23 protein-coding genes are annotated in these 25,934 nt (G+C 67.1%); 4 read left to right on the top strand and 19 right to left on the bottom strand.

Features of this window, described 5'->3' with window-relative positions; genetic code table 11:
• Positions 1-2 precede the first annotated feature (2 nt).
• On the top strand, positions 3-497 hold the full coding sequence (locus C0J29_RS07405) for a DUF302 domain-containing protein (protein WP_065162691.1): 495 nt from the start codon (positions 3-5) through the stop codon (positions 495-497).
• Positions 498-510: 13 nt separating this feature from the next.
• On the opposite strand, the gene C0J29_RS07400 is transcribed toward C0J29_RS07405, so the two are convergent.
• The 14 genes from C0J29_RS07400 to C0J29_RS07335 form a co-directional block, all read right to left on the bottom strand.
• Entirely contained in the window at positions 511-1,383 is an 873-nt protein-coding gene (locus C0J29_RS07400) for an alpha/beta fold hydrolase (protein ID WP_162951404.1), read from the bottom strand.
• Between the two features lie 64 nt (positions 1,384-1,447).
• Positions 1,448-2,764 (bottom strand): carboxylesterase family protein, encoded by a 1,317-nt coding sequence (locus C0J29_RS07395; protein WP_120791909.1) that lies wholly within the window; start codon positions 2,762-2,764, stop codon positions 1,448-1,450.
• Between the two features lie 12 nt (positions 2,765-2,776).
• Complete coding sequence (locus C0J29_RS07390; protein ID WP_120791908.1) at positions 2,777-4,543, bottom strand: PecA family PE domain-processing aspartic protease; 1,767 nt, start codon at positions 4,541-4,543, stop codon at positions 2,777-2,779.
• 149 nt (positions 4,544-4,692) lie between these two features.
• The gene (locus tag C0J29_RS07385) at positions 4,693-6,234 is read right to left on the bottom strand and encodes a GMC family oxidoreductase (protein WP_120791907.1); all 1,542 of its coding nucleotides are present in this window, start codon (positions 6,232-6,234) and stop codon (positions 4,693-4,695) included.
• Positions 6,235-6,292: 58 nt separating this feature from the next.
• Positions 6,293-7,159, bottom strand: coding sequence for a beta-keto acid cleavage family enzyme (locus tag C0J29_RS07380; protein ID WP_120791906.1), 867 nt, complete (start codon positions 7,157-7,159; stop codon positions 6,293-6,295).
• Positions 7,160-7,166: 7 nt separating this feature from the next.
• Positions 7,167-7,703: a hypothetical protein gene (locus C0J29_RS07375; RefSeq protein WP_065047312.1), complete on the bottom strand. Its 537-nt coding sequence runs from the start codon at positions 7,701-7,703 to the stop codon at positions 7,167-7,169.
• Complete coding sequence (locus C0J29_RS07370; RefSeq protein WP_120791905.1) at positions 7,704-9,425, bottom strand: GMC oxidoreductase; 1,722 nt, start codon at positions 9,423-9,425, stop codon at positions 7,704-7,706. It lies immediately after the preceding gene.
• A complete protein-coding gene (locus tag C0J29_RS07365) occupies positions 9,422-10,903 on the bottom strand; it encodes a flavin-containing monooxygenase (protein ID WP_120794613.1) in 1,482 nt (493 codons plus the stop codon). The genes C0J29_RS07370 and C0J29_RS07365 overlap by 4 nt, the downstream gene beginning before the upstream one ends.
• Positions 10,904-10,937: 34 nt before the next feature.
• The gene (locus tag C0J29_RS07360) at positions 10,938-12,020 is read right to left on the bottom strand and encodes an AraC family transcriptional regulator (protein ID WP_120791904.1); all 1,083 of its coding nucleotides are present in this window, start codon (positions 12,018-12,020) and stop codon (positions 10,938-10,940) included.
• Positions 12,021-12,029: 9 nt separating this feature from the next.
• On the bottom strand, positions 12,030-13,322 hold the full coding sequence (locus C0J29_RS07355; RefSeq protein WP_065047318.1) for a fatty acid desaturase family protein: 1,293 nt from the start codon (positions 13,320-13,322) through the stop codon (positions 12,030-12,032).
• Between the two features lie 56 nt (positions 13,323-13,378).
• Entirely contained in the window at positions 13,379-14,512 is a 1,134-nt protein-coding gene (locus C0J29_RS07350) for a ferredoxin reductase (RefSeq protein ID WP_120791903.1), read from the bottom strand.
• A gap of 42 nt (positions 14,513-14,554) precedes the next feature.
• Positions 14,555-15,067, bottom strand: coding sequence for a DUF6912 family protein (locus tag C0J29_RS07345; RefSeq protein WP_120791902.1), 513 nt, complete (start codon positions 15,065-15,067; stop codon positions 14,555-14,557).
• Entirely contained in the window at positions 15,064-15,930 is an 867-nt protein-coding gene (gene ppk2 / locus C0J29_RS07340; RefSeq protein WP_120791901.1) for a polyphosphate kinase 2, read from the bottom strand. Before ppk2 ends, C0J29_RS07345 begins: the two co-directional genes overlap by 4 nt.
• A 31-nt stretch (positions 15,931-15,961) precedes the next feature.
• Positions 15,962-17,371 (bottom strand): WS/DGAT/MGAT family O-acyltransferase, encoded by a 1,410-nt coding sequence (locus tag C0J29_RS07335; RefSeq protein WP_065047326.1) that lies wholly within the window; start codon positions 17,369-17,371, stop codon positions 15,962-15,964.
• Between the two features lie 171 nt (positions 17,372-17,542).
• On the opposite strand from C0J29_RS07335, the gene C0J29_RS07330 reads away from it, so the two are divergent.
• The gene (locus tag C0J29_RS07330; protein WP_065047328.1) at positions 17,543-18,025 is read left to right on the top strand and encodes an Rv3235 family protein; all 483 of its coding nucleotides are present in this window, start codon (positions 17,543-17,545) and stop codon (positions 18,023-18,025) included.
• Between the two features lie 39 nt (positions 18,026-18,064).
• Here the strand turns inward: C0J29_RS07330 and C0J29_RS07325 are convergent, their stop codons facing one another.
• Positions 18,065-19,213, bottom strand: a complete 1,149-nt coding sequence (locus C0J29_RS07325; protein ID WP_120791900.1) for a cation:proton antiporter — start codon at positions 19,211-19,213, stop codon at positions 18,065-18,067.
• A gap of 4 nt (positions 19,214-19,217) precedes the next feature.
• Positions 19,218-19,700: a cation:proton antiporter regulatory subunit gene (locus C0J29_RS07320; RefSeq protein WP_065047361.1), complete on the bottom strand. Its 483-nt coding sequence runs from the start codon at positions 19,698-19,700 to the stop codon at positions 19,218-19,220.
• An 85-nt stretch (positions 19,701-19,785) separates the two neighbouring features.
• Here C0J29_RS07320 and C0J29_RS07315 point away from each other — a divergent pair, with 85 nt between their 5' ends.
• The gene (locus C0J29_RS07315; protein ID WP_120791899.1) at positions 19,786-20,250 is read left to right on the top strand and encodes an SRPBCC family protein; all 465 of its coding nucleotides are present in this window, start codon (positions 19,786-19,788) and stop codon (positions 20,248-20,250) included.
• Here C0J29_RS07315 and mddA read toward each other — a convergent pair.
• Positions 20,168-20,962: a methanethiol S-methyltransferase gene (mddA, locus tag C0J29_RS07310; RefSeq protein ID WP_120794612.1), complete on the bottom strand. Its 795-nt coding sequence runs from the start codon at positions 20,960-20,962 to the stop codon at positions 20,168-20,170. The genes C0J29_RS07315 and mddA overlap by 83 nt on opposite strands.
• Before the next feature lie 90 nt (positions 20,963-21,052).
• Between mddA and C0J29_RS07305 the strand changes: the two genes are divergently transcribed.
• Positions 21,053-22,693: an alkaline phosphatase D family protein gene (locus C0J29_RS07305; RefSeq protein ID WP_120791898.1), complete on the top strand. Its 1,641-nt coding sequence runs from the start codon at positions 21,053-21,055 to the stop codon at positions 22,691-22,693.
• Here the strand turns inward: C0J29_RS07305 and C0J29_RS07300 are convergent.
• Together C0J29_RS07300 and C0J29_RS07295 are read right to left on the bottom strand one after the other, a co-directional pair.
• Positions 22,677-24,308: an ABC transporter ATP-binding protein/permease gene (locus tag C0J29_RS07300; RefSeq protein WP_120791897.1), complete on the bottom strand. Its 1,632-nt coding sequence runs from the start codon at positions 24,306-24,308 to the stop codon at positions 22,677-22,679. The two genes, C0J29_RS07305 and C0J29_RS07300, sit on opposite strands and share 17 nt — an antisense overlap.
• A 49-nt stretch (positions 24,309-24,357) precedes the next feature.
• Positions 24,358-25,917 carry an HD domain-containing phosphohydrolase gene (locus C0J29_RS07295; RefSeq protein ID WP_242460376.1) on the bottom strand — a complete coding sequence of 520 codons (1,560 nt, stop codon included), beginning with the start codon at positions 25,915-25,917 and terminating at the stop codon, positions 24,358-24,360.
• Positions 25,918-25,934: the final 17 nt, after the last annotated feature.

Below are 25,934 nucleotides of genomic sequence, written 5' to 3'. Positions count from 1 at the left end.
ACGTGCCCAACGAAACTCGGTTCGACGGCGTACGGGTGCGCTACGACAGCGCCAAGAGTTACGACGAGGTGGTTGCCGCGTTGCTGGCCGACATCGGCCGGCAAGCGGTGCCCATCGCCGACGTCACTCGACCGTGCGATGACTGGGACGCCTATCGCGCGACTGTCGAAAAGCATGTCGGCCCAAGCGGGTTCATGCTGTTTGCACTGATCGATCACGGCACCTGGCTGCCGAACGCCGGCATCAGCCGCCGGGCGCTGCGCGTCATCCTCGGCAATCCACTGATCGCGATCACCATGCTGCGCCACGACGTGACAGCCGGTCTGTTCGCCCCGGTGGAGCTACTCATCCTCGACGAACCGGACGGCAGCAGTCTGACCTACGTAAAGCCGTCATCGCTGATGGTCGTCCAGCCTAACCCCGAGTTACTCAGCGCCGCAGATCAACTCGACGCCAAGCTGGCAGCGCTGGCCGAGAAAGTAACCACTGGCTCATAGGCGACAGCTCTCGTCAACGCTGCCGACCGATCGCATCCCGCGCGGTCCCGAAGAACGCCGTCCAGCGATCCAAGCTATGCAAATGCCCGACGCCCGGTAGCACGTCGAGTTTGGCGCCGGGAAGTAAGCCGGCTACATGCTTCCCATGGTGGACCGGGACAGTGGCGTCAGCCTCGCCATGCCAGAGACGGATCGGGCACCGAACCGCGGCGTAGTCCAGTCCCGACGGCGTACCCATGAGCCGGAAGTCCTCAACCCATCCGTGGCTGCCGCCTCTGGTGGCCTCGGTAAACGCATCAACCACACTTTGGCGGACATCCGGATCTCGATAAAGCGCGCGGTCCACCGGGCAGAGATCCCTGTCGAACTGACGCGAAAAGCGTTCCACCGAAGTATGTTTCACCATCCATCGCGCAGCGGAGGGTAGCCTTTTCGAAAGCCCGATTGCGGTAACGATCGACCTCGCCATGCCTTCACTACGACGGGGGGTTTCCGCGGGGCCGATGCCGCTGACGATCCCCACGAAACTCAGTCGATCTGGAAACGCCAGGGCACAGGCGACTGCATACGGACCGCCAGTTGAGTATGCAAGGATGCCGAAACGATCGATTCCGAGTTCGTCGGCGACAGCGAGGACATCTGCAGGCCAGTCGCCGTATCGGCGACCGCCCCGGTGAGTGGACCCGCCGTAGCCCGGGCGATCTATGCCGACAAGTCGTACACAGGCTTCATCAAGCGCGGCGCGATAGAGCGGCTGACACAAGTCGAGCCTCGATCCCGGAACGCCGTGGAAATAGAACAGCGGTGCCCCATCCAGGCGCCCCGTTTGTGCATACGCCAGCCGGTCACCGGCCTTTGTGCGGACAGCTCCATCGACGACCGGCACCTTCAACCCCCTGATCGCTCGGGCCGATTCTCTTACCGAACTTCACCCGCTACTATCCGGCACCTCAACGCAAAGAGAAAGGGCGAGCGGCCCCCTCACCTAGCGCGGCGACGCCGTGGTGCGCGAAGGCAGCCCAGTAACCCCGCACCTTGCGCGCCAGCTCGGTGTCGATCGGGTCGGGTTCGGGACCGAGCATCGGCGCGTCGGCCCAGCACTGGGGTGTTCCGAACAGCAGCGGCAGTTCGATGCAGTGGCAGGCACGAAGCGGTGCGCCCGGCGGCGACCAGTCCACCCGAAAGGTCGCCGCGGCACCGCCGTTCGATGTCCAGAACTTGGCGAGCTCGAGTGCGGGCCCGCCGAATATCCGCCTCGTCAATACGCCGCCGAGTAATCGCGCGGCGGCCCGGCCGGGCAGGCCGAGCCGCGCGAGTCGCTGCCCTCGGGGGTCCATGGCGACGAACGCGTCGGCGTCGTTGCGGGTGTAGCCGACGAGTATCTCGACCCGGCCCGCGGCGTCGGCCAAGACGCGACTTTCATCCGCGGCGGGGGGCAGCGGATCCAGCCCTGCGATCGGCGCGAAGGGAAACCCGCCGAGCAGTCCGAAGCGCTGTGCCGTTGTGACAGCGGCGGTCTGGGCGTCGAGCAGCTGTTCCACGGTGGCCTCCCCGGGGGCGGCATCGGCGAGCGCGGCAGTCACCGCGTCCCGCATCGCGGCCGTCATCGCCTGCCTGCCGGTGCGCAGACCGAGCGGCGCGCTCTGCAGGATTGCACGGTTGAACAGGCCCGCGGTGTGGCTGCTGAGGATCAACGACAGCACCGAATCTCCGCCTGCGGATTGACCGAAGATCGTGACGCGCGAGGGGTCGCCACCGAAGGCCGCGATGTGCTGCCGGGTCCACCGCAACGCCAGAATCTGATCGCGCAGCCCCAAGTTGGCCTCTCCCCCAGCGAAATTGAGGTAGCCGAAGATGCCGAGCCGGTAGCTGACGGTGACGACCACGACGCGGCCTTCCGTGACCAGCGCGTCGGGGTCGTACTTGGGCGCCTCTCCGCTGCCCGACATATACGCCCCGCCGTGGAACCACACCATCACCGGCAATCCCTGGGCATCGTGCGGCGCCGTCACGCTGAGTACCTGACAGTTCTCGCTTTTGGCGAGGCTGTCGGCTATCGGACCGTTGACGAAGTCCAACCGCGAGGGCAACTGGGGACACGCCACACCGCGCCTGGTCGCATCCAGCACGTCGCTGTGCCTCGGCGCGGGAACCGGCGCGGCGAACCGTTGTGCGGTCGCGTACGCAATGGCGTGGGCCTTGACGACGATGCCGTCGTCGTCGACGAGCATCGGACCGCCACCCGCGTCGAGGAGTCTGGCCGCCACCGGCTCAGGTTCTCACGCGGGGTAATCCCAGATCGCCGTGCCCAGTCCGGTGGGGCTGTAGGAGAAGTAGATAGGCCCTTGCAGGAAGGGGTAGTACCCGGTGTTGGCCCCGTCCGACTCGGCGGAGATGTACGGCTGATTGCCCAGCGCTTTCATGGTGTCGGTCACTGTCTCGGTGTAGAGCAGCGTCTGGGTGTCGGTGGCGTACACCGAAATCGTCGTTCCCACAGGCAGATTGTCGCCGACGGTCAATTGGGACAGGGTCGAGGGCAGCGTGTAGTGCGGGTAGTTGCCGCCGAGCCCGCCGGAGTCGATGACCGCGTAACCCTCGCCTTGGTAGAGGATCGGCGTGATATTCGAGGTGACTCCGTTGTAGCTGATCTGCAGCCCCAGGGCGGTGGAATACCAGCCGCCGGAAACGGAGCTGACCGGAGTCAGCGGGTTCGGACCGAACTGGAGCTGTCCCGCCGGTTCATTCATCAGGAAGCCCTGGTTGAGAACACCCGGCAGGTCAAGCAGCGGGCTGCCGAGGCGCTGATCGACCGCCCCACCGACGCCGACGCCCATGTTGGCGCTGATCGCGTATTGCGGTTTGGACCAGTCGGATTGGGCCACCGGGACCCAGTGGCCGTTCGTGTACTCCTCCACCGCGGTAATGACACCCATGGTGGTCGGCTGGGTGAGCATCCCGTTGCCGAAGTCCACCGGGGTCTTGTACACGGTGTAGTGGTTGATCTGCGTGCCGCCGTAGTCGACGGAGCCGGTGCCGATGGAGGGACCGAGGTTCTGCAGGGTCTGCGCACTGAGTTCGGTGATCGGGATGATGAGACCGCCGGACCCGGTGTCCACCTCGGTGACGATTGCCGGTCCACCACCCACCGACAGATTGATGGTCGAGTAGTTGTTGGCGGAGGTGTAGGTCAGCGCGACGGTGGGCTGGCCGCCCGCGGCTCCCTGAGCGCCCGCAGTTCCAACCAGGCCCGCTTTCCCGCCGAGACCACCGGCGCCGAGGACGCCGCCGGCACCGCCGCTGCCGCCGGTGCCGATCAGGTAGCCGCCGTTGCCCCCGACTCCGCCGGCCGCGAGTTCTCCGCCGGCACCACCGCCGCCGCCGCTTCCCCACACGAAGGCGCTGCCGCCGGCACCACCGATGCCGACCGGTCCGCCGGCACCGCCCCATCCGCCGTTGCCGTACAGCAGACCGCCAGTGCCACCAGCCCCGCCGGGCGCGCCCCAGCCGCCCGTCCCGCCCGCGCCGCCGGTGCCGATCAGTCCGGCCGCTCCGCCGGCACCGCCGGATGCACCTGCAGCGGTGCTGTTCCCGCCGTTTCCGCCGCTGCCGATCAGGATGCCGCCCGCCCCGCCGGGCGTTCCGATCCCTTGCGCGTTGGTCGTGCCGTCGGCGCCGGGGCCGATCAGCGGCCGGCCGAGCAGGGCGTTGGTAGGCGCGTTGATGATGGTCAGCAGGTCCTGCTCGAGGGTCTGCAACGTCGCCGCGCTGCCCGCCTCGGCGGCGGCGTACCTACTGCTCGCTTCGGTCAGCGTCTGCACGAACCGGGAGTGCCAGGCGGCCGCCTGCGCATTGAACACCTGGAACTGCTGACCGTGCGACGAGAACAGCGCCGCGATGGCAGCCGACACCTCATCGAACGCGGCGACGGCTACGCGCGTAGTCGATGCTGCCGCAACGGCATTCGCGCCACCCAGCCCGGCACCAACACCGGCCAACCGCCACGCCGAGGCATCCACCACGTCCGGCACGACACTTACCCACGACATCCGATACCTCCCAGGCCCCCGAAAACCTGATGAGCACGACAGTCACTCAAACCACATATTGTTGCGCGCAAGCGACGCGTTAACTGAGACATTCGGCAACATTCTGATGAACGCAGCGGCGCAGCGCGCAAGATGCCGGCAGGCAGCCCTCAGCCGTGGGCCGGCACCGATGGGTCAGCAGGAGACGCGGCGAGCAGGAAGTCCGCACAGCGCCCGCCGATCATGATCGACGCAGCGTTGGTGTTAGCGCGGGGAATCCGAGGCAGCGCCGACGCGTCGGCGACGCGAAGATTGTCGACGCCGCGGACACGGAGATGCGCATCGAGGGGGCTGTCCGGTTGATTGCCCATCGCGACCGTGCACGACGGGTGGTAGGTCGTCATGGCGGTTTGCCGGATCCGCTCCTCTATATCCGACCCGGGTCCCGGAAGGATCTCGCGTCCGAGGGCGGAAACGATCGGCTCGGTGCTCATGATTTCGCGCGTCCGCAGCACAGCCCGGACGAGTGCATCGACATCCCCGCGCTCGGTGAGCAGGTTCATCCGGATGGCCGGCGGAGTCGCTGGATCCGATGAGCGGATCAAAACGGTGCCGCGACTCTTGGGCGTCCAGTAGGAGTGCCCAATTGCCAACGCAGGCTTGAGCTTTGCCTTTGGATCAGCCAGGGGATCGGCGAGGCAGGTCATCAGCTGGAAGTCGCACGCGGGTAGGTCAGCGGTCGACCGGATATGCGCGACCGCCTCTACGATGCTGTTGGCGAACTTGCCCCGTCGGCCAAATACCCACTGCAGCAACCATTTCGGATTCGATGCGTCCGACAGTCCGACACGACCGGGCGGGAGAGACCAGATCGCCCAGGCGTGCGGGTGGTCGGTCAGACCTTGGCCGACACCTGGACTGTCGACGACCGGAGTGATCCCGACGCCGCGCAAATGGTCAGCCGGCCCGATGCCCGACAACTGCAACAAGTGGGGCGTGCGGTAGGCGCCTGCGCTCACCACGACTTGCTGGTCGGCGAACGCCTGTCGGACCTTTCCTCCGCGGCGCCGGTATTCAACGCCGACGGCGCGTCCGTTGCGAATGACCACGCGGTGGACCTCGGCGCCGGTGAGAACCGTCAAATTGCTGCGGCGTTGGAGATAGCCACGTGGGGCGCTCCATCGTCGACCATTGTGGATGGTGACGGGCGCCATCGCTGCTCCGTCGAGGTCGGGTCCGCTGACGTCGTCGTCGGCGCAGACACCCGCCGCACGCGCTGCGGCGACGAAACGCTTGGACAGGTCGTCAGGATAGGGCGTTCGGCCAATTCGCATCGGCCCCTGCTCAATCCGAGCGAATACCGGCGCCACATCCTGCCATGACCAGCCGGGCAAATCCCAGCCGTCGTAATCCAAATCGCTGCCCTTGACCCACAGCATCATGTTCATCGCGCTGGTGCCACCGAGCACGCGACCGGCGTGCAGCGGGATCCGGCGATCGGCGCAACCGGGCTCCGGATCGGTTTCGTAGTTCCAGTCCAACGACGTCCCGAACTGCCGGATATTCGCCAGTGGCGCTCGCACAGCCAATCGACGATCCGATCCGCCGGCTTCGATCAACAACACCCGGGACGAAGATTCGGCAGCCAACCTTCCCGCTACCGCGCATCCAGCGGATCCAGCTCCCACCACGATGTAGTCATATGCCGCCACGGACCATCCTCTCGCCTGCACGGACCGCCACGGCCAGTAAACATCACGCCTGCCGGATTCAGGGCAATCCGAGCATGCGCGCGGCCTCCCCAGGCGTGGCCACCGCCCGGCCGAACTCTTCGCAGAGTCGGACCGCCTCGGTCACCAATTCGACGTTGGTCGGCGTGCGGTCGCCGCGGTAGAACTCGAGTCCCAGGTGCAGGTGTCCGCCGCGCTCGAGCGCGAACCGCGCCATCGGGCTGGCGCAGAGGTCACCGCCGACGACCGAGACCGCCCACGGAATGTCGCATCCGTCAAGAATTTCCAGGTACGCATCCAGTGCGCGCTCGGTCGGGGGCAGCCCGAACGGCGCGCCCAGGTAGCCGCTCTCGGTGGAGAAGTACAGCTTGATCATCGTGCCCGCCGGCAACCGGCCCGCACGCCACCAGGCCAGCGTGGTCCGCAGAAAACCGGGTTCATATATAGCCAGGCTGGGGCCCAGCCCGGTTTGGTGGCATATCTCGAAGGCCCGGCCGATGGTGTCAAAAGAGTTGCTGTAGACCAGGTTTCCGGTGGGGACGCCGTCGGGGCCCACGCCGCCGAGGTTGACCGATCCGGGGTCGGCGAGCCCGACGCGCATCCCCGCCGCGGCGAGTGGGATGAGGTGTTCGTAGGAAATGGCGAAGCCCTCGCCGAAGTGGATCGTCGGGTAGAGCAGGGCGTCGGGCCGCACCGCGAGCACGGGTCGCCACGCTTCGAGATAGCGCTCGGCGGCCTGCTCCACGCTGAGTCCGTAGCGGTCGATGTGGTTGTGGACTATCGCCGCCCCCGCTTCGATGCAGGCTAACGCGTCTGCGGTGATCTCCGAAGGTTCCACCGGCACATGAGGATTCGTCGCCTTCGGCGTGACGCCGTTGATGGCGCACTCGATGATGACGGGCCCCATGCGGACTCTAGAGCCAGCCGGTGCGGGCGGCGGCCACCGGCTCGGCGGGTGACGGCGCCAACTGGCCGTCGCGCACTCCGTCGAGCATCCGCTTGACGGAGGCAACGATCTCCGGCGCCGACGCCGCCAGGCCCGTCAGATCGGCCTCGGTCACCTCCGATACGTCGACACCAGCCCGCTCCAGCACCGCGGCCGGGTCGGCCAGCTGACCGGCCAGCCAGGACACCGGGTCGGCGGACAGCTCGGGGACGAAGTGCCGCCGTCCCGGTTCCCATCCGTCGAACCGGGGGTGGTGATGGGCGCGGTCCAGCGTTCCCGGCGGGCTCTCGGTCGAGCCGAAAAGGTCGACGCGCCATACCGGCCGGGTGAAGGTGATCGGGATGCCGGCGTAGATCGATCCCTGCGGATCGGCCCGGTCGACCAGACGGAGTTCCAGCCGGACGCCCCGTTCCGGGGTTTCCTGACCTGTCATTGGGGACGGGTCGACGAAATACATGTCGCCGACGACCACACCCAGGGTTTCGAATCCGAACGCTGCGAGCATCTACCGAGCGTAGTCCCGGCGGCCACGCAGTGCCCCCGGCGCACTCGCCGGAACGGCCGGATTGACCGGAGCCACCGGGTCGACGCGGACATAACCGGAGCCGGCCGGCGGCCGGGGGTCCGGCTCCCCCTTGTTCGGCCACAGCGACGTGGCACGCTCGGCCAGCGCGGTGATGGTGAGCGACGGGTTCACACCCAGATTGGCGGTGATCGTGGAGCCGTCGATGACGTGCAGCCCGGGGTGCCCGTGCATGCGGTGGTAGGGATCCACCACCCCGTCGGCCGCGGTCTCGCCGATCACACAGCCGCCGATGAAGTGTCCCGTCATCGGGATGTCAGCCAGGTCCGCCCAGGCGCCGCCGGCGATTCCGTCGGTGTGCTCGGCCGCCCGGCGGGCGACCTCGTGGCCGACCGGGATCCAGGTCGGGTTCGGCTCGCCCACCCCTTGCCGCGTCACCATCCGTCGCCCGAACGGCCCGCGCCGGGTGAACGTGGTGAGCGAGTTGTCGTGCGTCTGCATCACCAGCAGCGGGATGGTCTGCTGCGACCAGCGCCGCGGGTTGAGTAAGCGGCGCAGGTCCCGGCGTTGCCGCACAAGCTCTTTCATGCCGGTTCGCCACCGGCCCCGCCCCTTGCCGACACCGTCCAGGCCGTCGACCAGAACGGTTCCCATCAACCCCATCAGGTTGGAGTCGTGGCCGTACCGGCACGGCTCGACGTGGGTGTGGTCGTCCGGGTGGATGGACGACGTGATGGCCACGCCTTCGGAATAGTCCACGTCGTCGCGGCGCGCCCGTACGGCCAGGATTGCCTCGGAGTTGGTCCGCGACAGCTCCCCCAGCTTGGGCGAGACGTGCGGCAGACTGCCGCCGTCGCGCAGCCGGTGCAGCAGTCGCTGGGTGCCCAGCGCCGCCGCGGAGAACACCACCTGCTCGGCGGTGAATGTCCGGCGCCGCCGGCGCAGCTTGCTCCCGGTACGACGGGTGATCACGTCGTAGCCGCCGTCCCGGCGCGGCCGGACGTCGACGACGGTGGTCAGCGGATGGACTGTGGCGCCGAGCTTTTCGGCCAGGTACAGGTAGTTCTTGACGAGTGTGTTCTTGGCATTGTGCCGGCAGCCCGTCATGCACTCGCCACAGTGCCGGCAGGCGTTGCGGTCCGGACCGGCACCACCGAAATAGGGGTCGCCCACCGGTGCACCCGGTGCGGCCAGGCCGTCCGTGCCGCTGAAACACACCCCGACCCGGGTGGCGTGGAATGAGTCGGCGACGCCGAGGTCGGTGGCGATCTGCAGCATCACCTTGTCCGAAGGTGTTGTGCGCGGATAGGTTTCGACGCCCAGCATCCGGCTGGCCTGGTCATACCAGGGGGCGAGCTCGTCCTTCCAGTCGGTGATGCCGCTCCAGCGCGGGTCGGCGTAGAAGGGATCGCTGGGCTCATAGAGGGTGTTCGCATAGACCAGTGAGCCGCCGCCTACGCCGGCGCCGCTGAGCACCACCGCATCGGACAGCACGTCGATCCGCTGGATGCCGTAACAGCCGACCGCCGGTTTGAACAGGTAATCCCGCACGTGCCAGCTGTTCTTCGCGAAGTCCTCGTCGCGGAACCGTCGTCCCGCCTCGAGAACGCCTACCCGATAACCCTTTTCGCTCAGGCGTAGCGCGGTGACGCTGCCGCCGAAGCCGGAGCCGATGACGAGCACGTCATAGTCGAAGGGGGTCATGCGTTGACCTCCGCCGACACCGGAAGCACTTCGTGGTAGTCATCGAGAGCCGCGAATCGGGTGCGGCGCTGATACTCGTGGACCAGGCCCGGCCAGTTCGTGGTGACCCGGCCCGACTCGGTGCGGTACCAGGAGTCGCAGGTCGTCCACACCCCTTGCTCCAGCCGGGACTGAACGCCCGCGTCGTAGGACTGCTCGACATCGCGCCGGACCTCGAATGCCCGGGCCACTCCGCCGCGGGCCAGTTCTTCGACGATCTGGCGGATATAGCGGGACTGCTGCTCCATCATCAGGATGATCGAGCTGCTGCCGAGGTTGGTGTTGGGCCCGTAGATCAGGAACATGTTCGGAAAGCCCGGCACTGCCATGCCGAGGTGTGCGCGGGCGCCTTCGGCCCACTCGGTGTGCAGGTCGCGACCTTCGCGTCCGGTGATCGTCATCGGGGCCAGGAATTCGGTGGCCTTGAAGCCGGTGCCGTAGACGATCACGTCCACTTCGTGCAGCTGCCCGCCGGCGGTGCGCACGCCGGTCGGCGTCACCTCGGTGATGGCGCCGGTCTCTACGTCGACGTTGTCGCACGCGAGCGCCTGATACCACTCGCTGCTGAACAGCACGCGCTTGCAACCGATCGGGTAGTCGGGCGTGAGCTTCGCCCGCAACACCGGATCCTTGATGTGGCGCTTGAGGTTTGACAGCGCGAGGGTCTTCAGCACGCGCGCCAGCGGGGGCGACTTGGTGAGTGCGAAGCCCAGCAGTTCGGTGGTCTCCCAGATGGTGCCGCGCATGGCGGTGGCGAACCCCGGGACTTTCGCGAAGGCCGAGTGGTGCTTGTCGGTGTAGGCGCGGTCCAGCTTCGGCACCACATAGGGCGCCGAGCGCTGAAAGACGGTGACATGCGCCGCGTTCTGCCGGATCCGCGGGACGAACTGGATCGCCGATGCGCCGGTGCCCAGCACGGCCACCCGCTTGCCGGTCAGGTCGACGTCGTGGCGCCACTGCGCCGAGTGGAACGACGGGCCGCCGAACGTGTCCAGTCCCGGGATGTTCGGCAGCGCCGGCCGGGACAGCTGCCCGACCGCGGGCACCAGCACGTCGGCCTCGATGACGTCGCCGGCGGAGGTGGCCACCCGCCAGGTCGCGGTGCCCTCGTCGAATTCGGCGGAGGTGACCTCGACGCCGGTCCGCACCAGGCCGCGCAGGCCGAACCGGTCGGCGGTGTCGTGAATGTAACCGAGGATGTCGGGCTGCTCTGCGTACCGCCGCCCCCAGTCGGTCTTGCGGGCGAAGGAGTACGAGTACAGGTTCGACGGGACGTCGCACGCGGCGCCGGGGTACGTGTTCTCCCGCCAGACGCCGCCGATGCCATCGGCCTTCTCCAGCACCGTGACGTCGGCAAGCCCGTCCTTGGACAGTTCGTAGGCGGCGGCGAGACCACCGAAGCCGGCCCCGATCACCACAACGCGAGGTTTGGATGTCATGTATCCGACGTTAGGGGTGAACGGCACCTGGGTGTCAGCCGATTGCGGTCGGCAAATCCATGATTCCGGCCAAACGAGTGGCTACCGACCTCTGATACCGGGCCGGCGTCGTCCCCGTCCACCGCTTGAACGCGGCGATGAAACTGGTGGCCTCGGCGTAGCCCAGCCGCAACGCCACGTCCTCCACCGACAGCGCGCCGGTGGCCAGCAACTCCTCGGCCAGCACGCGGTGGACCTCCTCGACCAGTTCCCGGAAGGTCGTGTTCTCCTCGGCCAGCCGCCGCCGCAGGGTCCGCTCGCTCATCGCCAGGTGCCGGGCGACGGCCGTGATCGTGTGCGGTTCGCCGTCGATCGAGGCCAGCCGGTCGCGGACCCGGCGGGCGACGCCGGTGCGCTGCCGCCGGCGCTCCAGCAGCGCCTGGCACTGCTGCTCGCACATGGCCTTGCTCATCTCGCTGGCCTGCGGTAGCCGGTTGTCCAGCAGCCCCACCGGCCAGCGCGCCACGGTGGCCGGCGAGCCGTAACCGGGTGTCACGCCGAACGCGGCGGCGGCCGCGGCATCTCCCGACTCGGGTGCGGGCCCGGCGAAATCGATCGAGGTGAACGGGATCGGGCTGCCCAGCAACTCACCCATCACCCGGGCGATCGCCGCCAGGTCACGCCGCGTCAGGAACTCGGCGACCGGACCGGTCAGGTCGGGCAGGTCGAGCCGCAACGACACCTCCGGTCCCTCCACGGTGACGGTCGGCAGGCAGAAACCGTAACTGAGGTCGTAGTACCGGGCCGCGAACCGGACGGCGTCGCCCAGTGTCGAACTGGTCAGGCAGGCGAAACCAAAGATGCCGAAGGATCCGACGTAGTAGCTGCGGCCCACCCGCACGCCCAGGTCCGCCGGATCCCCCAGCAGATTCACCAGATTCGTCGCCACCGCGAGCTCCTGGCGCCCCAGGATCATCCGTTCGTGGTCACGCAGGTCGGCCTCCGACAGCCCAGAGCCGGCGAGCACGTCGGTGACCGAAAGTCCGTTCTGGCAACCGAATTCGGCCATCAGGGCGACGCTGGTCGTGGTCCGCGGAAAATCCCAGTGCGAGACCTGGGATCCGACGAACACCTGCACTAGACCAGATTAAGCCGCCAGGTCGTCGTCGGAGCCGGATGCGGTGGCCGCCGCCGCCGAGCGCCTCTTGCGGCGCCAGCCACGCACCGTGGCGATCGCCGTCTTGAGACCACGACGGCGTCCGGTCGTCGGGTCGGTGCCCGCGAAGTCCGGTCCCAGCTCCACGAACATCCGCTCGCTACGCGTCTCGGGCGCGTCGTCGGCGCCGTCCCGCAGGTACTTGTCCGGCAGCGACAGCTTGGCCAGTGTGCGCCACGTCTTGCCGTACTGCATCAGGAAAGAACCTGTGGTGTAAGGCAAGTCGTATTTGTCGCAGACTTCGCGGACGCGCACCGAGATCTCGTGCAACCGGTTGCTGGGCAGATCCGGGTAGAGGTGGTGCTCGATCTGGTGGCACAGATTGCCGCTCATGAACCGCAGCAGCCAGCCGCCCTCGAAGTTGGCACTGCCGAGCATCTGCCGCAGGTACCACTGGCCCTGGGATTCACCGATCATGTCCGTCTTGGTGAATTTCTCGGCGCCGTCCGGGAAGTGGCCGCAGAAAATGACGGCGTTGGCCCAGACGTTGCGGATCACGTTGGCCAGCGCATTGGCCTTCAGCGTCGACGAGTACGTCGCGCCGGGCGACAGCGAGGTGAGCGCCGGAAATGCGACGTAGTCCTTGACCACCTGGCGCCCGGCCTTGAGCAGGAACTCGTCGATCCGCTCGCGGGCCTCTTCGTGATCCATCCGCTTCTTGACGATCTTGCCGATCTCGACGTGCTGCATGCCGACGCCCCATTCGAACAGGAGCAACAGCAGGCTGTTCCACACCAGATTGAAGATGTTGAAGCGCTTCCAGGGCTGGTCGCGGGTGACGCGCAGCAGGCCGTAGCCCACGTCGTCGTCGATGCCCAGGATGTTGGTGTATTTGTGGTGCACGAAGTTGTGGGTGTACCGCCAGTGTTTGGACGAGCCGGCCATGTCCCACTCCCACGACGAGGAGTGAATCTCGGGGTCGTTCATCCAGTCCCACTGGCCGTGCATGACGTTGTGGCTGATCTCCATGTTCTCGATGATCTTGGCCACGGCCAGGGTCGCGGTGCCTGCCCACCACGCCGAGCGCCGCGAGCTGGCGGCCAGGATCACCCGGCCGGACAACTCCAGCGCGCGCTGTGCGGCGATGGTGCGATGGATGTAGCGGGCGTCCCGTTCACCGCGAGAGTCTTCGATATCGCGACGTATCGCGTCCAGTTCGATGCCCAGATTTTCGATGTCGGCGTCCGTGAGGTGCGCGAATACATCGACGTCTGTGATCGCCATGGTCTCCTCGTGGATCGTGAATAACCTACGTACCCGTAGGTTACCTGTGGGTAACTCTAGATGTCGACCGCACAGTCGCCCGATGCGGCCGACACACACGTCTGCACGCGGGTCCCGGGGTCGTGCTGCTCACCGGTTCGCAGGTCACGTACATGACCCTCCACCAGGTCGACGACACAGGACTGACAGATACCCATCCGGCAACCGAACGGCATCTGCACACCTGCCCCTTCGCCGGCATCCATCACCGACGTCGCCGCGTCGGCGGCGACACTCCTGCCGCTGCGGGCGAATGTCACCGTGCCGCCCGCTCCCGCCGGCGCCGCTTTGGCCATCGCGAACCGCTCGAGGTGCAACCGATCGCCGATGCCCGCGGCGTTCCACACCCTGGTGGCCTGGTCGAGCATGCCCTCCGGCCCGCACGCCCAGGTCTGGCGTTCCCGCCAGTCGGGCACCTGCTCATCGAGCCGGGACAGATCAAGGCGGCCCGCAGCCCGGGTCTCGCGCACCGAGAGGCGATAGCCGGGGTGCGCGTTGGCCAGTGCGGCCAACTCGGCGGCAAACATGACGTCCGCCTCGGTGGGCGCCGAATGCAGGTGGGCGATATCGCCAATCTGGTTGCGGCGCACCAATGTTCGCAACATTGACATCACGGGCGTGATCCCGGAGCCGGCCGTCAGGAACAGGATCGACGGCGGCGCCGGGTCCGGCAGCACGAAGTTCCCCTGGGGTGCGGCCAGCCGCACAATGGTGCCTGGTTCGACACCGGCAACCAGGTGGGTGGACAGAAAGCCTTCGGGCATCGCCTTGACGGTGATGGTGATCGTGCCCGCGCTCACGGGGCTCGAGGTGAGCGAATACGACCGCCAGCGCCAGCGCCCGTCGATGAACAACCCGATACCGACGTACTGGCCGGGCTGGTAGTCGAAACTGAATCCCCAGCCGGGCTTGATCACCAGCGTCGCCGAGTCCTCGGTTTCGCGCCGGACCTCCACGATGCGGCCCCGCAGTTCGCGTGCCGACCAGAGCGGATTCGCCAGCCGCAGGTAGTCGTCGGGCAGCAGCGGGGTGGTGATTCGCGCGGCGAGCTTGCGCAACGCGTGCCAACCGGGGTGGCGGTCGGCGCCGGCGACGGCCGGGCGCCGGGTGTTCACGACGTTGGCGGACAGTACCGCGTTCTTGATGCCCATATCGAAATCTACGGTACCGTAACTTACGGTTCCGTAGCTAGTTCAGAGCAGCTCCAGCAGGAACGGAAGTTCCTGCGTGGCGTACCAGGCCAGGTCGTGATCCTGGGCGTCGCCGACGATCAGGTCGGCGTCCTCGTCGCCCAGGTCCGCCTCGTCTATCACGTCGATGGCCGCCCGCACCGCCTGCTCGGCACCGGCGTTGTCCACGTAGGCGGCGATCACCCGGTCCATCGGCACCGGGCCGGACAACCTGACCACCGCGTCGTCCAGATCGGGGCGGAAGACGAGCCCGTCCTTCTCGGGGTCGACGTCGGCGGCCAGCACCGCCCGGCGCGGCGGCAGCCCGTCGTCGTGCTCCACCGCGAGCAACCGCAGCGACGCCAGCGCCGCCTCCCGCAACGCCACCTCGGCGAGTTCTTCGTCGTCGCCTTCGGCGTAGGACTCCCGCAGCGTCGGGGTCACCGCGAAGGCCGTGCCGCTGACCGGTTGCAGCGATCCGTCGGCGACGAGTTGCTGCAGCATCGCCAGCGTGGCGGGGATGTAGACCTGAGTCATGTGGTGCTGATCAACGTGGCGGCGTAGTCGTCGACGTAGGTCGACAACTCACGGGGCGGCCGCTTGTAATCACCACTCACCAGCGGCCGTTTCGGGATCTTGACCTTGGGCCGCTTCACTTCCTGATAATCGATCGAGGACAGCAGGTGGTGCATCATGTTCAGCCGGGCATGCTTCTTGATGTCCGATTCCACGACATACCAGGGGCTGACCGGGGTGTCGGTGTGCACCATCATCTCGTCCTTGGCGCGCGAATAGTCCTCCCACCGGTAGATCGACTCCATGTCCATCGGGCTGAGTTTCCACTGCCGGACGGGGTCGTTGCGTCGCGCTTTGAATCGCCGCAACTGTTCGTCCTCGGAGACCGAAAACCAGTACTTGCGCAACAGGATTCCGTCGTCGATCAGCATCTGCTCGAAGATCGGCGTCTGCCGCAGGAACAGCACGTACTCCTGCGCCGTGCAGAATCCCATGACTTTCTCCACGCCGGCGCGGTTGTACCACGACCGGTCGAACAGGACGATCTCCCCCTTCGCCGGCAGGTGGGCGATATAGCGCTGGTAATACCACTGCCCGCGTTCGCGATCGGTCGGCGCAGGCAACGCCGCGATGGTGGCGAGCCGCGGGTTGAGATACTCGGTTATCCGCTTGATGGCGCCGCCCTTGCCCGCCCCGTCACGTCCCTCGAAGATGACCACGACGCGTGACTGAGAATGCCGGACCCATTCCTGCAGTTTCACGAATTCTGTTTGCAGCCTGAACAATTCGGCATCGTAAGCGTCGTTGGAGATCTTGCGGACGGCCCGCGCACTGGCTTTGGACTTCGGCGCCTTCGCCGGCGCGTCGTTGTTCGGGGTGCTCACATCAATGGATGTTATCGGTACCCGCGCCGGTCTACCGGGAAGCTTCCAACAGCTCGTCCAGCGCCTGGCTCAGCAGCCCCGGCAACAGGTCGACGTCGCTCATGGCGTCGCGGTCGGCGTTGATCCCGAAATACAGCATTCCGTTGTAGGACGTGACGCTGATGGCCAGTGCCTGGTTGTGCAGCAACGGCGGCACCGCATAGGTTTCCAGCAACTTGGTGCCGGCGATGTACATCTGCGATTGCGCTCCCGGCGCGTTCGTGATCAGCAGGTTGTAGGAGCGGGCCGCGAAGCTGGTCGCCACCCGGATGCCCATCGCATGCAGGGTCGGGGGCGCGAACCCGGAGAGTGTCACGATCGTCCTGGCGTCCACCCGGCTGGACGCTCCGGGGTTGGACTCGGTGGCATGGGCGATCTGCGACAGCCGCACCACCGCGTTGCCCTCCCCCACCGGCAGGTCGACCAGAAACGGTGTCACCTCGCTCATGGCCTGGCCGGGGCCGGTCGAGTCGAGCTGTTCGTCGGCGTATACCGACAGCGGCGCGAGCGCGCGCACCGTCGCCGTCGACGAGACGGCCTCGCCGCGCGACATCAGCCAGTTGCCCAGCGCCCCGGTCACCACGGCAAGCACCACGTCGTTGATGTCGCAGTCGTAGCGCGCCCGCACGGCCCGGTAGTCATCGAGCTTTCCGCGGGCCACCGTGAATCGCCGATTGCGCGACACGGTGGCGTTGAGCGGGCTGCTGGGCGCGGTGCCGCGCGCCACGGTGCGCGCGATGTCCACCACCCTGCGCCCGGCCTCGACGAGCTGGGTGGAGCTGGTCACCAACCCGGTGAGGGAAGACCCGACGGCCCGCAATTGGGCACCCGGACCCGCGATCCAGTCGCCGATCGCGCCGATCATCAGCCGGGCGCTGCCGGGGTCGCGTTCGGGCACCCAGATGTCCTCGGGGAACGCCGGCGGGCGTCGCGTCCGGTCGGCGATCACGTGGTTGATCTCCAGCGCGCCCATTCCGTTGATCAGCGCCTGATGCGATTTGGTGTAGAGAGCTACGCGGTTCTTGGCCAACCCTTCGACCAGGTACAGCTCCCACAACGGTCGCGACTTGTCCAGTGGCCGTGCGGCCAGCCGCGCGATCAGCTCGTGCAGTTGCTCGTCGCTGCCCGGGGACGGCAGCGCCGACCGCCGCACGTGATAGGTGATGTCGAAGTCGCGGTCGTCGATCCACACCGGCCGGGCCATGCCGAACTTGACCTCGCGCACCTTCTGGCGGTACCGGGGTATCTGCGGTAACCGCTGTTCAACGGTGGCCAGCAGCGTCTCGTAGCTCAATCCGGATCGGGGGCGGCGCAGGATGGACAGCGAACCGACATACATCGGGGTGGCCGTGTTTTCCAGCCGGTAGAAGGACGCGTCCGCAGTGGACAAACGAGTCACCATTGCGGCTCGGTCCTCCTCAAGTCGTCCCTTTTCGTTTTCGGGATCATGCTGTCGCCCCACGGTAACCGCATTCGCGGGTCCGCGAAGGTCGGGGTTCGCGCCCACAGCGGCTGTGGATGAACGCCGGCGGGTGAATACCGCAGACCAGCGATCGTCTGCCACTCTCCACGGGTGCCCGTTTCCGACACCGCCGTAACGCCGGTGATCGACTACGAACCGCCGACGCACCCGCCGGGCCCCGACGCGCCGCGCTGCCGTCCGGTGCCGGCGGTGTCGCCGGCACCGGCCCCGCGCCCGCGTGCCTGCCCGGCACCGAGGACGCCGCTGTCGCCGCGGATGCGTCAGGCGGCCGCCTTCGCCGACGCCGCTTTGCGCCGGGTGCTGGAGGTGATCGACCGGCGCCGTCCGGCCGCGCAGCTGGGTACGGTGCTGGCGCCGTGCCTGATCGAGGCCGTGCTGGCGGTCAGCCGGGCCACCGCCGCAACGCCCGGGGCAGCGGTGTTGCGCCGGATGCGGGTCCAGCCTGCCCTCGGTGACGACGCGGCCGAGGTGTTCGGCTCCTACAGTCGCGGCCAGCGGGTCCATGCGATCGCCTGCCGGGTGGAACAGTTACCTCCCGGCCGCTGGCTGGTGGTAGCGCTGCACATTGGTTGATGGGCGGGTTGATGGGCGGGCTGATGGGCAGGCTGATCGCTAGCTTGCCTTCACCGGCAGGCGGCCACCGGTGTAGCGGCACAACACCGGGCCCGCGATCGCCATGATGAAGACGTAGGACGTCGCCAGCGCCGCCACCGCCGGGATCGATGTGCCGACCAGTCCGATGATGATCAGCGAGAATTCCCCGCGGGCTACCAGTGCGGTTCCCGCTCGCAGCTGCCCTCGTCGAGCCACTCCGTCACGGCGCGCGGCGAACATTCCGGTGAGGACCTTCGTCGCCGACGTGACCACCGCCAGGGCGATGGCGACCGGCAGCATGGGCAAAAGCTCTTTCGGGTCAACGGCCAGCCCGATAGCGAGAAAGAAGATCGCCCCGAACAGATCCCGCAGTGGCCCAAGGACTTTCCGGGCGCGATCGGCCGTTTCACCGGTCAGCGTCAGGCCGACCAGGAAGGCGCCTACCGCTGCCGAGGCTCGTAGGGTTTCGGCCAATGCGGCTACCATCAGGGTGATTCCGAGGACTCGCAGCAACATTTGCTCGGAATCAGGATGTGTCACCAGGCGGCCGACGTGATGGCCCCAGCGGTAGGAAGCCGCGAACGCAGCCAGCAGTGCGCCTATTGCCGCCAGCATGCCACCGAGGGCGTCGACCCAGCTTCCCCGCGTTGCCAGCACCGCAACGAGCGGCAGGTAACCCGCCATCGCGAAGTCCTCGAGTACCAGGACGGCCAGCACCGCCGGCGTTTCACGGTTCCCCAGTCTTCCCAGGTCCTCCAGCAGGCGAGCGATGATGCCCGATGAAGAGATGTAGGTGACACCCGCCAGTGCCAGCAATGCGATCCCGTCCATCCCCAACAACCAACCGGCCACCGCACCGGGGGCCGCGTTCAGGACGATGTCGACGCCGGCCGACGGCAGATGGTGGCGCATGCTGGACGCGAATTCCGTCGCGGAGAACTCCAGCCCCAACGTCAGGAGTAACAACACGACCCCGATGGGGGCCGCCGTAATCACGAAATCGTCGGCAGCGGGCACCGGCAGTATTCCGCCTTTGCCGAGCGACAGTCCCGCAATCAGATAAACCGGTATGGGGGACAGCGCGAACCGCCGCGCGACGGCACCCAGAAGCGCAAGGGTGGTCAGGAGTGCGCCGAGCTGAAACAGCAGCGCGCTCGAAACTTCCACCGGCTCAGCCTTTATCGATGATCTGTTCGACCGCGGCGATCCCCTGCTGGGTACCGATGACGATCAGCACGTCCCGTTCCCGCAGGGTTTGCGCCGGGCCGGGCGACGCCACCACCTCGTCATCACGCACGATGGCGACGATCGACGCGCCGCTGCGGGTTCGGGCGCGGGTGTCGCCGAGGGGACGGTCGACGAAGGGACTGTTCACCGTGATGTGAACCTGGCCCGCTTCCAGTCCGGGTACTTCGCGGGTCAGTTCGGCGAACCGCTCGGCAATCCTGGGCGCACCGAAGATCTGGGCAACGGCTTCGGCTTCGTCCTCTGCGAGGTGGAACACCGGGCGGGCCTGGTCCGGGTCCTCCGTGCCGTACACCACCACGTCGAAGTCACCGTTGCGCCGCGCAACGATGCCGATCCGCTCACCCCGGTGGCTGGTGAACTCGTACCGCAGACCGACACCTGGCAGCAGCACCTCCTTGACATCCATGCCCTTCATCCTCGACGAAACGGCTTCTCGGAAAAAGTGCCACCGGCCAATCTCATAGCGTGTCGCGAGCCGTTAAGGTTGCCGCATGGACGGGAACGCGCTCAGCGTGGAACGGATCATCAAGGCGCCTGCGGACAAGATCTTCGCGCTGCTGGCCGATGCGGGCAGACACGCCAGTTTCGACGGATCGGATTCACTGAATCATGCTGCGCGGCAATCGGTACCGCTGACCAAGGGCGCGAAGTTCTCGATGGCGATGCGGGGCCGCAAGGAAACCCTGTTCATCCCCTACCGCACCACCAACACGGTCATCGAATACGAACAGGACCGGCGCATCGCGTGGCAGACGGCCGCTTTCGGCGGCCTGATCGGTGGCCGCATCTGGCGCTACGAGCTGACGCCCGTCGAAGGTGGCACCCTGGTGCGCGAGTCCTGGGATGTGTCCCAGGACAAGCAGAAGCGGATGATCACCAGCGGTTCGATGCCGAAGCAGGCCGAGGACGGGATGCGCGCGACCCTGCAGCGCCTCGACGAACTACTCGAAAGTTAGGAATCAATTTCGGCACCCGGCGCTGGTAGTCGCGGTAACGCTCGCCCAGTTGCGCGGTCAGGTCGCGCTCTTCGAAGTGCAGGGCGATCAGGATGTAGGCCGTGGTGCCGACCGAGAACAGCAGGTGCCCCGCGGTCATCGTCGGCGCCGCCCAGAACGCCACCAGAAAGCCCAGCATCAGCGGATGGCGCACCAGCCGGTAGAGCAGATGAGTGCGAAAAACCAAGTCGCTGTACGGTTTCCCCCGCCAAGCGAGATACACCTGCCGCAGCCCGAACAGGTCGAAATGGTTGATCATGAAGGTGGCGGACAACACCATCGCCCATCCGGCCCAGAACAGCAGCCACAGTGTCGCGCGCCCGGCCGGTTGCCGCACCTCCCAGATGTGACCCGGCATGCTGCGCCACTGCCAGTACAGCACCAGCAGCACCGAACTGGCCAGCAGCACATAGGTACTGCGCTCGATCGTGGTCGGAACCCAGCGAGTCCACCAGCGTTTGAAGGCCGGACGGGCCATCACGCTGTGCTGCACACCGAACAGCCCGAGCAGCCCCACATCGATCGGCAGCGCCTGCCACAACGGTGCGCTGATCCCGTTGTTCACGTTGCGCGGCACCAGGATTGCGCCGACGAAGCCGACGGCGTAGAGAAAGGCGACCAGGAACAGCAGATAGCTCACGGCGCCGTAACCGATTGTCAAGAAGCGTTTCATGAGCTGATTGTTCGACGGAACCATGTGGGCGGGCATGGGGCGGATGCCTCAAGTTGGCGCCTGCGCTCAGGGTAGTTCTAGGGTGGTTGAATGGCACTCTTGCTCGGCCCGGCGTTGCGACATGTGTCGGATACGACCGCGTTGGTGTGGGTCCAAACCGACAGTCCGGCAACGGTGGAAGTGCTGAACGGGTCCGCCCGCACGTTCGCCGTTCAGGGTCATCACTACGCCCTGGTGACGGTGACCGGACTGACGCCCGACACCGTCACCGAGTACGACGTCAAGTGCGACGGTGAAGTGGTCTGGCCGCTGCCGGACTCGACCTTTCCGCCGAGCGTCATCCGCACCCGGGGTCGTCAATCCACCCATCGGCTACAGGCCATCTTCGGATCGTGCCGGTATCCCAAGACCGACGACCCGAGCCTCGAGTCGAGGCTCGGAATCGACGCGCTGGACGCCTACGCCACCCGGATGGCCACTCAGCCGGTCGATGACTGGCCCGAGGCACTCATCCTGCTCGGCGACCAGTTGTACGCCGATGAGCTGACCCCGGAGGCGCGACAGCGGCTGGCCGGCCGGCGCGGTCGCGCCAAGCGTGCCGCGCGCCCGCCGGACGAGGTGGTGAGTTTCGCCGAATACGAACGGCTGTACCGTTATTCGTGGAGCGACCCCGAGATCAGATGGCTGATGTCCACGGTTCCCACCGCGATGATCTTCGACGACCACGACATCCGGGACGACTGGAACACGTCGGCGTCCTGGCGGGCCGACATCAACGAGAAACCATGGTGGCGCGACCGGATCCGAGCCGGGCTGGCCTCGTACTGGGTGTATCAGCATCTCGGAAATCTGAGCCCGGCGGAATTGGCGGCGGACGAGGACTACGGGCGTCTGCTGGCGACCGATGGTGACTGCTGGCCGTATCTCGCCGAGCTCGCCGACCGCGCCGACGCGGAGGTTGACGGCAATAAGGGCGTCAGGTTCAGCTACCGCTGGGATTTCGGCCGCAGCCGGCTCATCATGATCGACTCGCGGAACGGCCGGATCCTGGACTCCGGCCAGCGCATGATGGTCGGGGAGAACGAGTTCGACTGGGTGCGGGCACAGGTCTGCGACGGCCTGGACGAGTTGGACCACCTGATGCTGGCCTCGTCGGTGCCGTGGCTGATGCCGCCCGCCCTCGGAGACCTGGAGGCGGCCAACGAGCGCAACGCCGACCGGCCGGGCCTGCGCGGCCGAATTGCCGAAAAGACACGTCAGGCTTTGGATCTCGAACACTGGCCGGCGTTCCACAAGTCGTTCGTGCGGCTCGCCGAGCTGATTCACGACGTGGCCGGCCACCCGCAAGGGCCCGCCACCGTCAACGTGTTGTCCGGCGACGTCCACCACAGCTATGCCGCGCGCGTCGAGTGGGCCGGTGAGTCCGGTCAGCCGGCTCCGGTGCACCAGCTCGTGTGCTCACCGGTGAACAACTACGTGCCGGCGTTCGTCAAGCCGGTGTTCACCCTGGCCTGGACGCGTCCCGCTGCCACGCTGGCCCGGTGGTGGGCGCGCCTGCGCCACGTCCCCGCACTTCCATTGTCCTGGGCGAACACCTGCGGTCCCCTGTTCGGGAACACCATCGCGACTCTGCTGGTGGACGGCCGCGGCGCCGAGGTGCTGTTCGAACAGCCCCGCGGCGCCGACGCGCTGGAACAGGTGGGCCGGGTGCGGCTCAGCCGGCCGACCTGACGGCCGATCGCCGGTCCAGCACCCACACCGTGGCCAGCGTGAGGGCGACCGCGAAGGAAGCCAGCGCAATCAGACTTCCGCCGGTACCGCCGCTGAATGTCTCCCGGTAGGCGGACATGGCCGGCAGGGTGGCGGTCAGCCGGTCCAGGTCCAGATCGCGCCCGAGCGCTTCGAACGCATGGCGGTTGGACAAGCCGAGGCTCATCAGCCGTCCCGGGAAAGCCATCTTGTCGACGGGGACGATGGCGCCACCGAACAACACCTGCGGGAAGCACAGCATGGGCAGCGCGAGCGCCGCCTGAGCGGCGTTGTGCACCGCGGCGGAGGCGAGCAGACCGAGGGCCAGCGCGGAGGTCGCCTCGATGACCATCGTCACCAGCAGCGACACGTACACGTCCCAGCCGACCGCGGGCAACCGGCCCAGCATCCGCAGCACGACCAGCAGCACCGCACTCACCGCGGCCAGCACCGGGAACAGGGCAGCGACCTTGGACGCCACGTAGGCGCCCACGCTGAGTCCGGCAAGGCGTTCGCGCCGGAACACCGCTATCTCCCCGACGATCTGCAGCAGGCCGTAGGTGAGGCCGAAGAAGAAGCCGTCGAACGCGATCCAGAACACGATCTGGGCCGGCCCGACGTCGGCGGCGCCACCGACATCGAACGCCCCGCGCCGGAACAGCGTCGCCATCATCGCCGTGACCAGCACGGGTGAACCCAGCAACACCGCCAGGGTCAGCCGGTTGCGCACCAGCACGTCGACGTTGCGGCAGGTCAATAGCCACCACTGCCGAAAGGCGTTCGGGCGCTTGATATCCGGACCAGCGGGCGATACAGCGCCCGCTCTGTTGGCGATCGGCTCGATCAGCGGGATGTACTCACCAACCAGCCGGTCGTACACGTCGGCCAGGTTCTTCACCCCGAAATGCCGTCGCGCATTCGCCGGGCTGCCGCTGAAAGCAAGATGGCCGTTGCGGGCCAGGAAGATCACCCGGTCGCACTGGTCGATGCTGGCGGGCTCATGCGTCGTCAGCACTACCGTCACGCCGCGCCGGCTCAGGCCGCGCAGCACCCGCATCACGTCGGCCGCGGTCGAGGGATCGAGGCCGGAGGTGGGTTCGTCGAGGAAGAACAGGCGCGGGCGGGTCAACAGTTCTACGGCGATGCTGGCGCGCTTGCGCTGGCCGCCGGACAGCGAACGGACCGGCACATCGGCCCGGTCGGTCAGGTCGAGATCCTTCAAGGTCTGCTCGACCGCACGGTCCGCCTCGGCGGCCGTGGTGCCCGCCGGCAGTCGGAGCCGCGCCGCGTAGCGCAGCGTGCGGCGCAGTGGCATCTCGAGGTGGATGATGTCGTCCTGGGGCACGTAACCGATACCGGTTGATCGTCCGACGCCCTCTCCGGACAGGTTGTGCGACACCGCCCCGCCGGACGGCGGTTGCAGTCCCGCAAGGATTTTCAGCAGGGTGGTCTTCCCGGCTCCGCTGCCGCCCGCGATGGCAACCAGTTCGCCCGGTTCAATCGAGAGGGCCAGTTTCTGCAGGATTTGCCGGGTGCCGACCCGGCGGCTCACGTCGATGGCATGGCTCACGTCAATGGCATGTACTAGTGCGGTCATGCAGGAGATCCTCTGCCGGAGGCGGGATCGGTTACATGGGGCGCTTGCCTCAAATCATTCCGCGATCGATGGCCGCCAGACTGGCCTGCGTGCGGTTGTTGACGCCCAACTTCACGTAAATGCGCTCTACGTGGTTGCGGGCGGTCTTCTCGGCGATGAACAACTGAGTGGCAATTTCGCGATTCGACCGGCCCTGCGCGACGAGTCGCAGGACTTCCACCTCGCGGGCGGTGAGCCCCGCCGACCACGAGGTGCGCCGGGTGGTCCGGTGACCGGCCGCGGCCAGGACGGCTTCGACCGAGTCGGCGTCCAGGCGTCCGTGTCGCGACTCCTGACGTAGTTGGTCGGCGGCGGCGCCCGGATCGAGGGCGGCCCGTTGCGGGCTTGGTTCCAGGAGTTGCTGGTAGGCCACCACGGCGGCGAGAAGCCGGTCGTGAACGGTCAATTCATTACCCGCGAGCCCCCGCGGAAAGCCGGACCCGTCGATACGTTCCTCGTGCTTGGTGGCGATGGACACCACCGACTCGAGGCCGTCGATCCGGCTCAGTATCCGTCCGGTCAGGTAGGGGTACATCCGCAACCGCTCCGATTCGGCCGTGCTCAGCGGCCCCTTCTTCTCCCAGATCTGGTTGGACACCCCCAGGCGGCCGAGACCCTGGACCAGGCCCGCGCGGTACAGACGGGTGATATCGGGCGACGGCATCCGGCAGTGCCGGGCCGCGGCGGCCGCGAGATCGGCGACACCGCGCGAGTAGCCCGGTGAACAGGGACACTTCAGGTCGACGAAATCCGCCATCGCCCTGAGCAATTCGTTGATCTCCTCGGCACCGATGATGCGGTCGCGATCGGGTGCCTGCGCCAGCGCCGCGGTCCACACGTCTATTTCGAGTAGACCCTCGGTGATCGCGGCGGCGTCGCGGATGAACACATCGGCCACCGCGGGGCTGAACTGTGTGCCGCGCCGGGACCGAGCGATCTCGAGCGCCTGATCCAGGCCTCCCGTGCGCAGGTGTACCTCGATGACGTCGGACAGATGGACGATGTGGATTTCCTGCGGAATGTCTTCTGCGCGAGCACCATTCGGCATACCCCGGCCGTCCCAGCGCTCGAAGATGTAGGACAGCGCTGCGCCGACCTCGCTGTCCAGCCCGAGCCGATCGGACAGCACCCCGGCGGAGGTGCAGTGCGAGCTGATGAGGGTAGCCACCTGGTTGCGTGCGGTCAGCAGAAAGGCCGCCGACCGCAGGCCGCGTTCCCAAGCCGGCAATCCGCGTCCTATGTGGCTGACCATCAGACGCAGGAACGGCAGCCCGGCCATGTCCACGCCGTAGGTGTCGGCCCGGAAGGCGATGTCGTCACCGAACAGCGCCGAAAGTTCGTGGGAATCGGCGTGACAACCGATCCAGCCCACCAGGTTGGCGTAGTACACCGTCGCGCGCTGCCCGGCGTCCAGACCCATCCGGTCGGCGACGCGGGTCGCGATCAGGGTGGACCGAAGCATGTGTTCCATCGGTTGCCCCAGACCGAGGTCGATCGCCAGCGATATGGCCGCCAGCAACTCGGCTTTGCGCACGCACTCATTCTGCACTTTCTGGGGCAGTTGCCCCATGTGACGCCCCGTTGCGC

This window comes from Mycobacterium paragordonae (assembly GCF_003614435.1).
GTDB classification, from domain to species: domain Bacteria; phylum Actinomycetota; class Actinomycetes; order Mycobacteriales; family Mycobacteriaceae; genus Mycobacterium; species Mycobacterium paragordonae.
The sequence above is the reverse complement of the archived record's forward strand: the minus strand, read 5'-3'. Positions and strand labels throughout refer to the sequence as shown.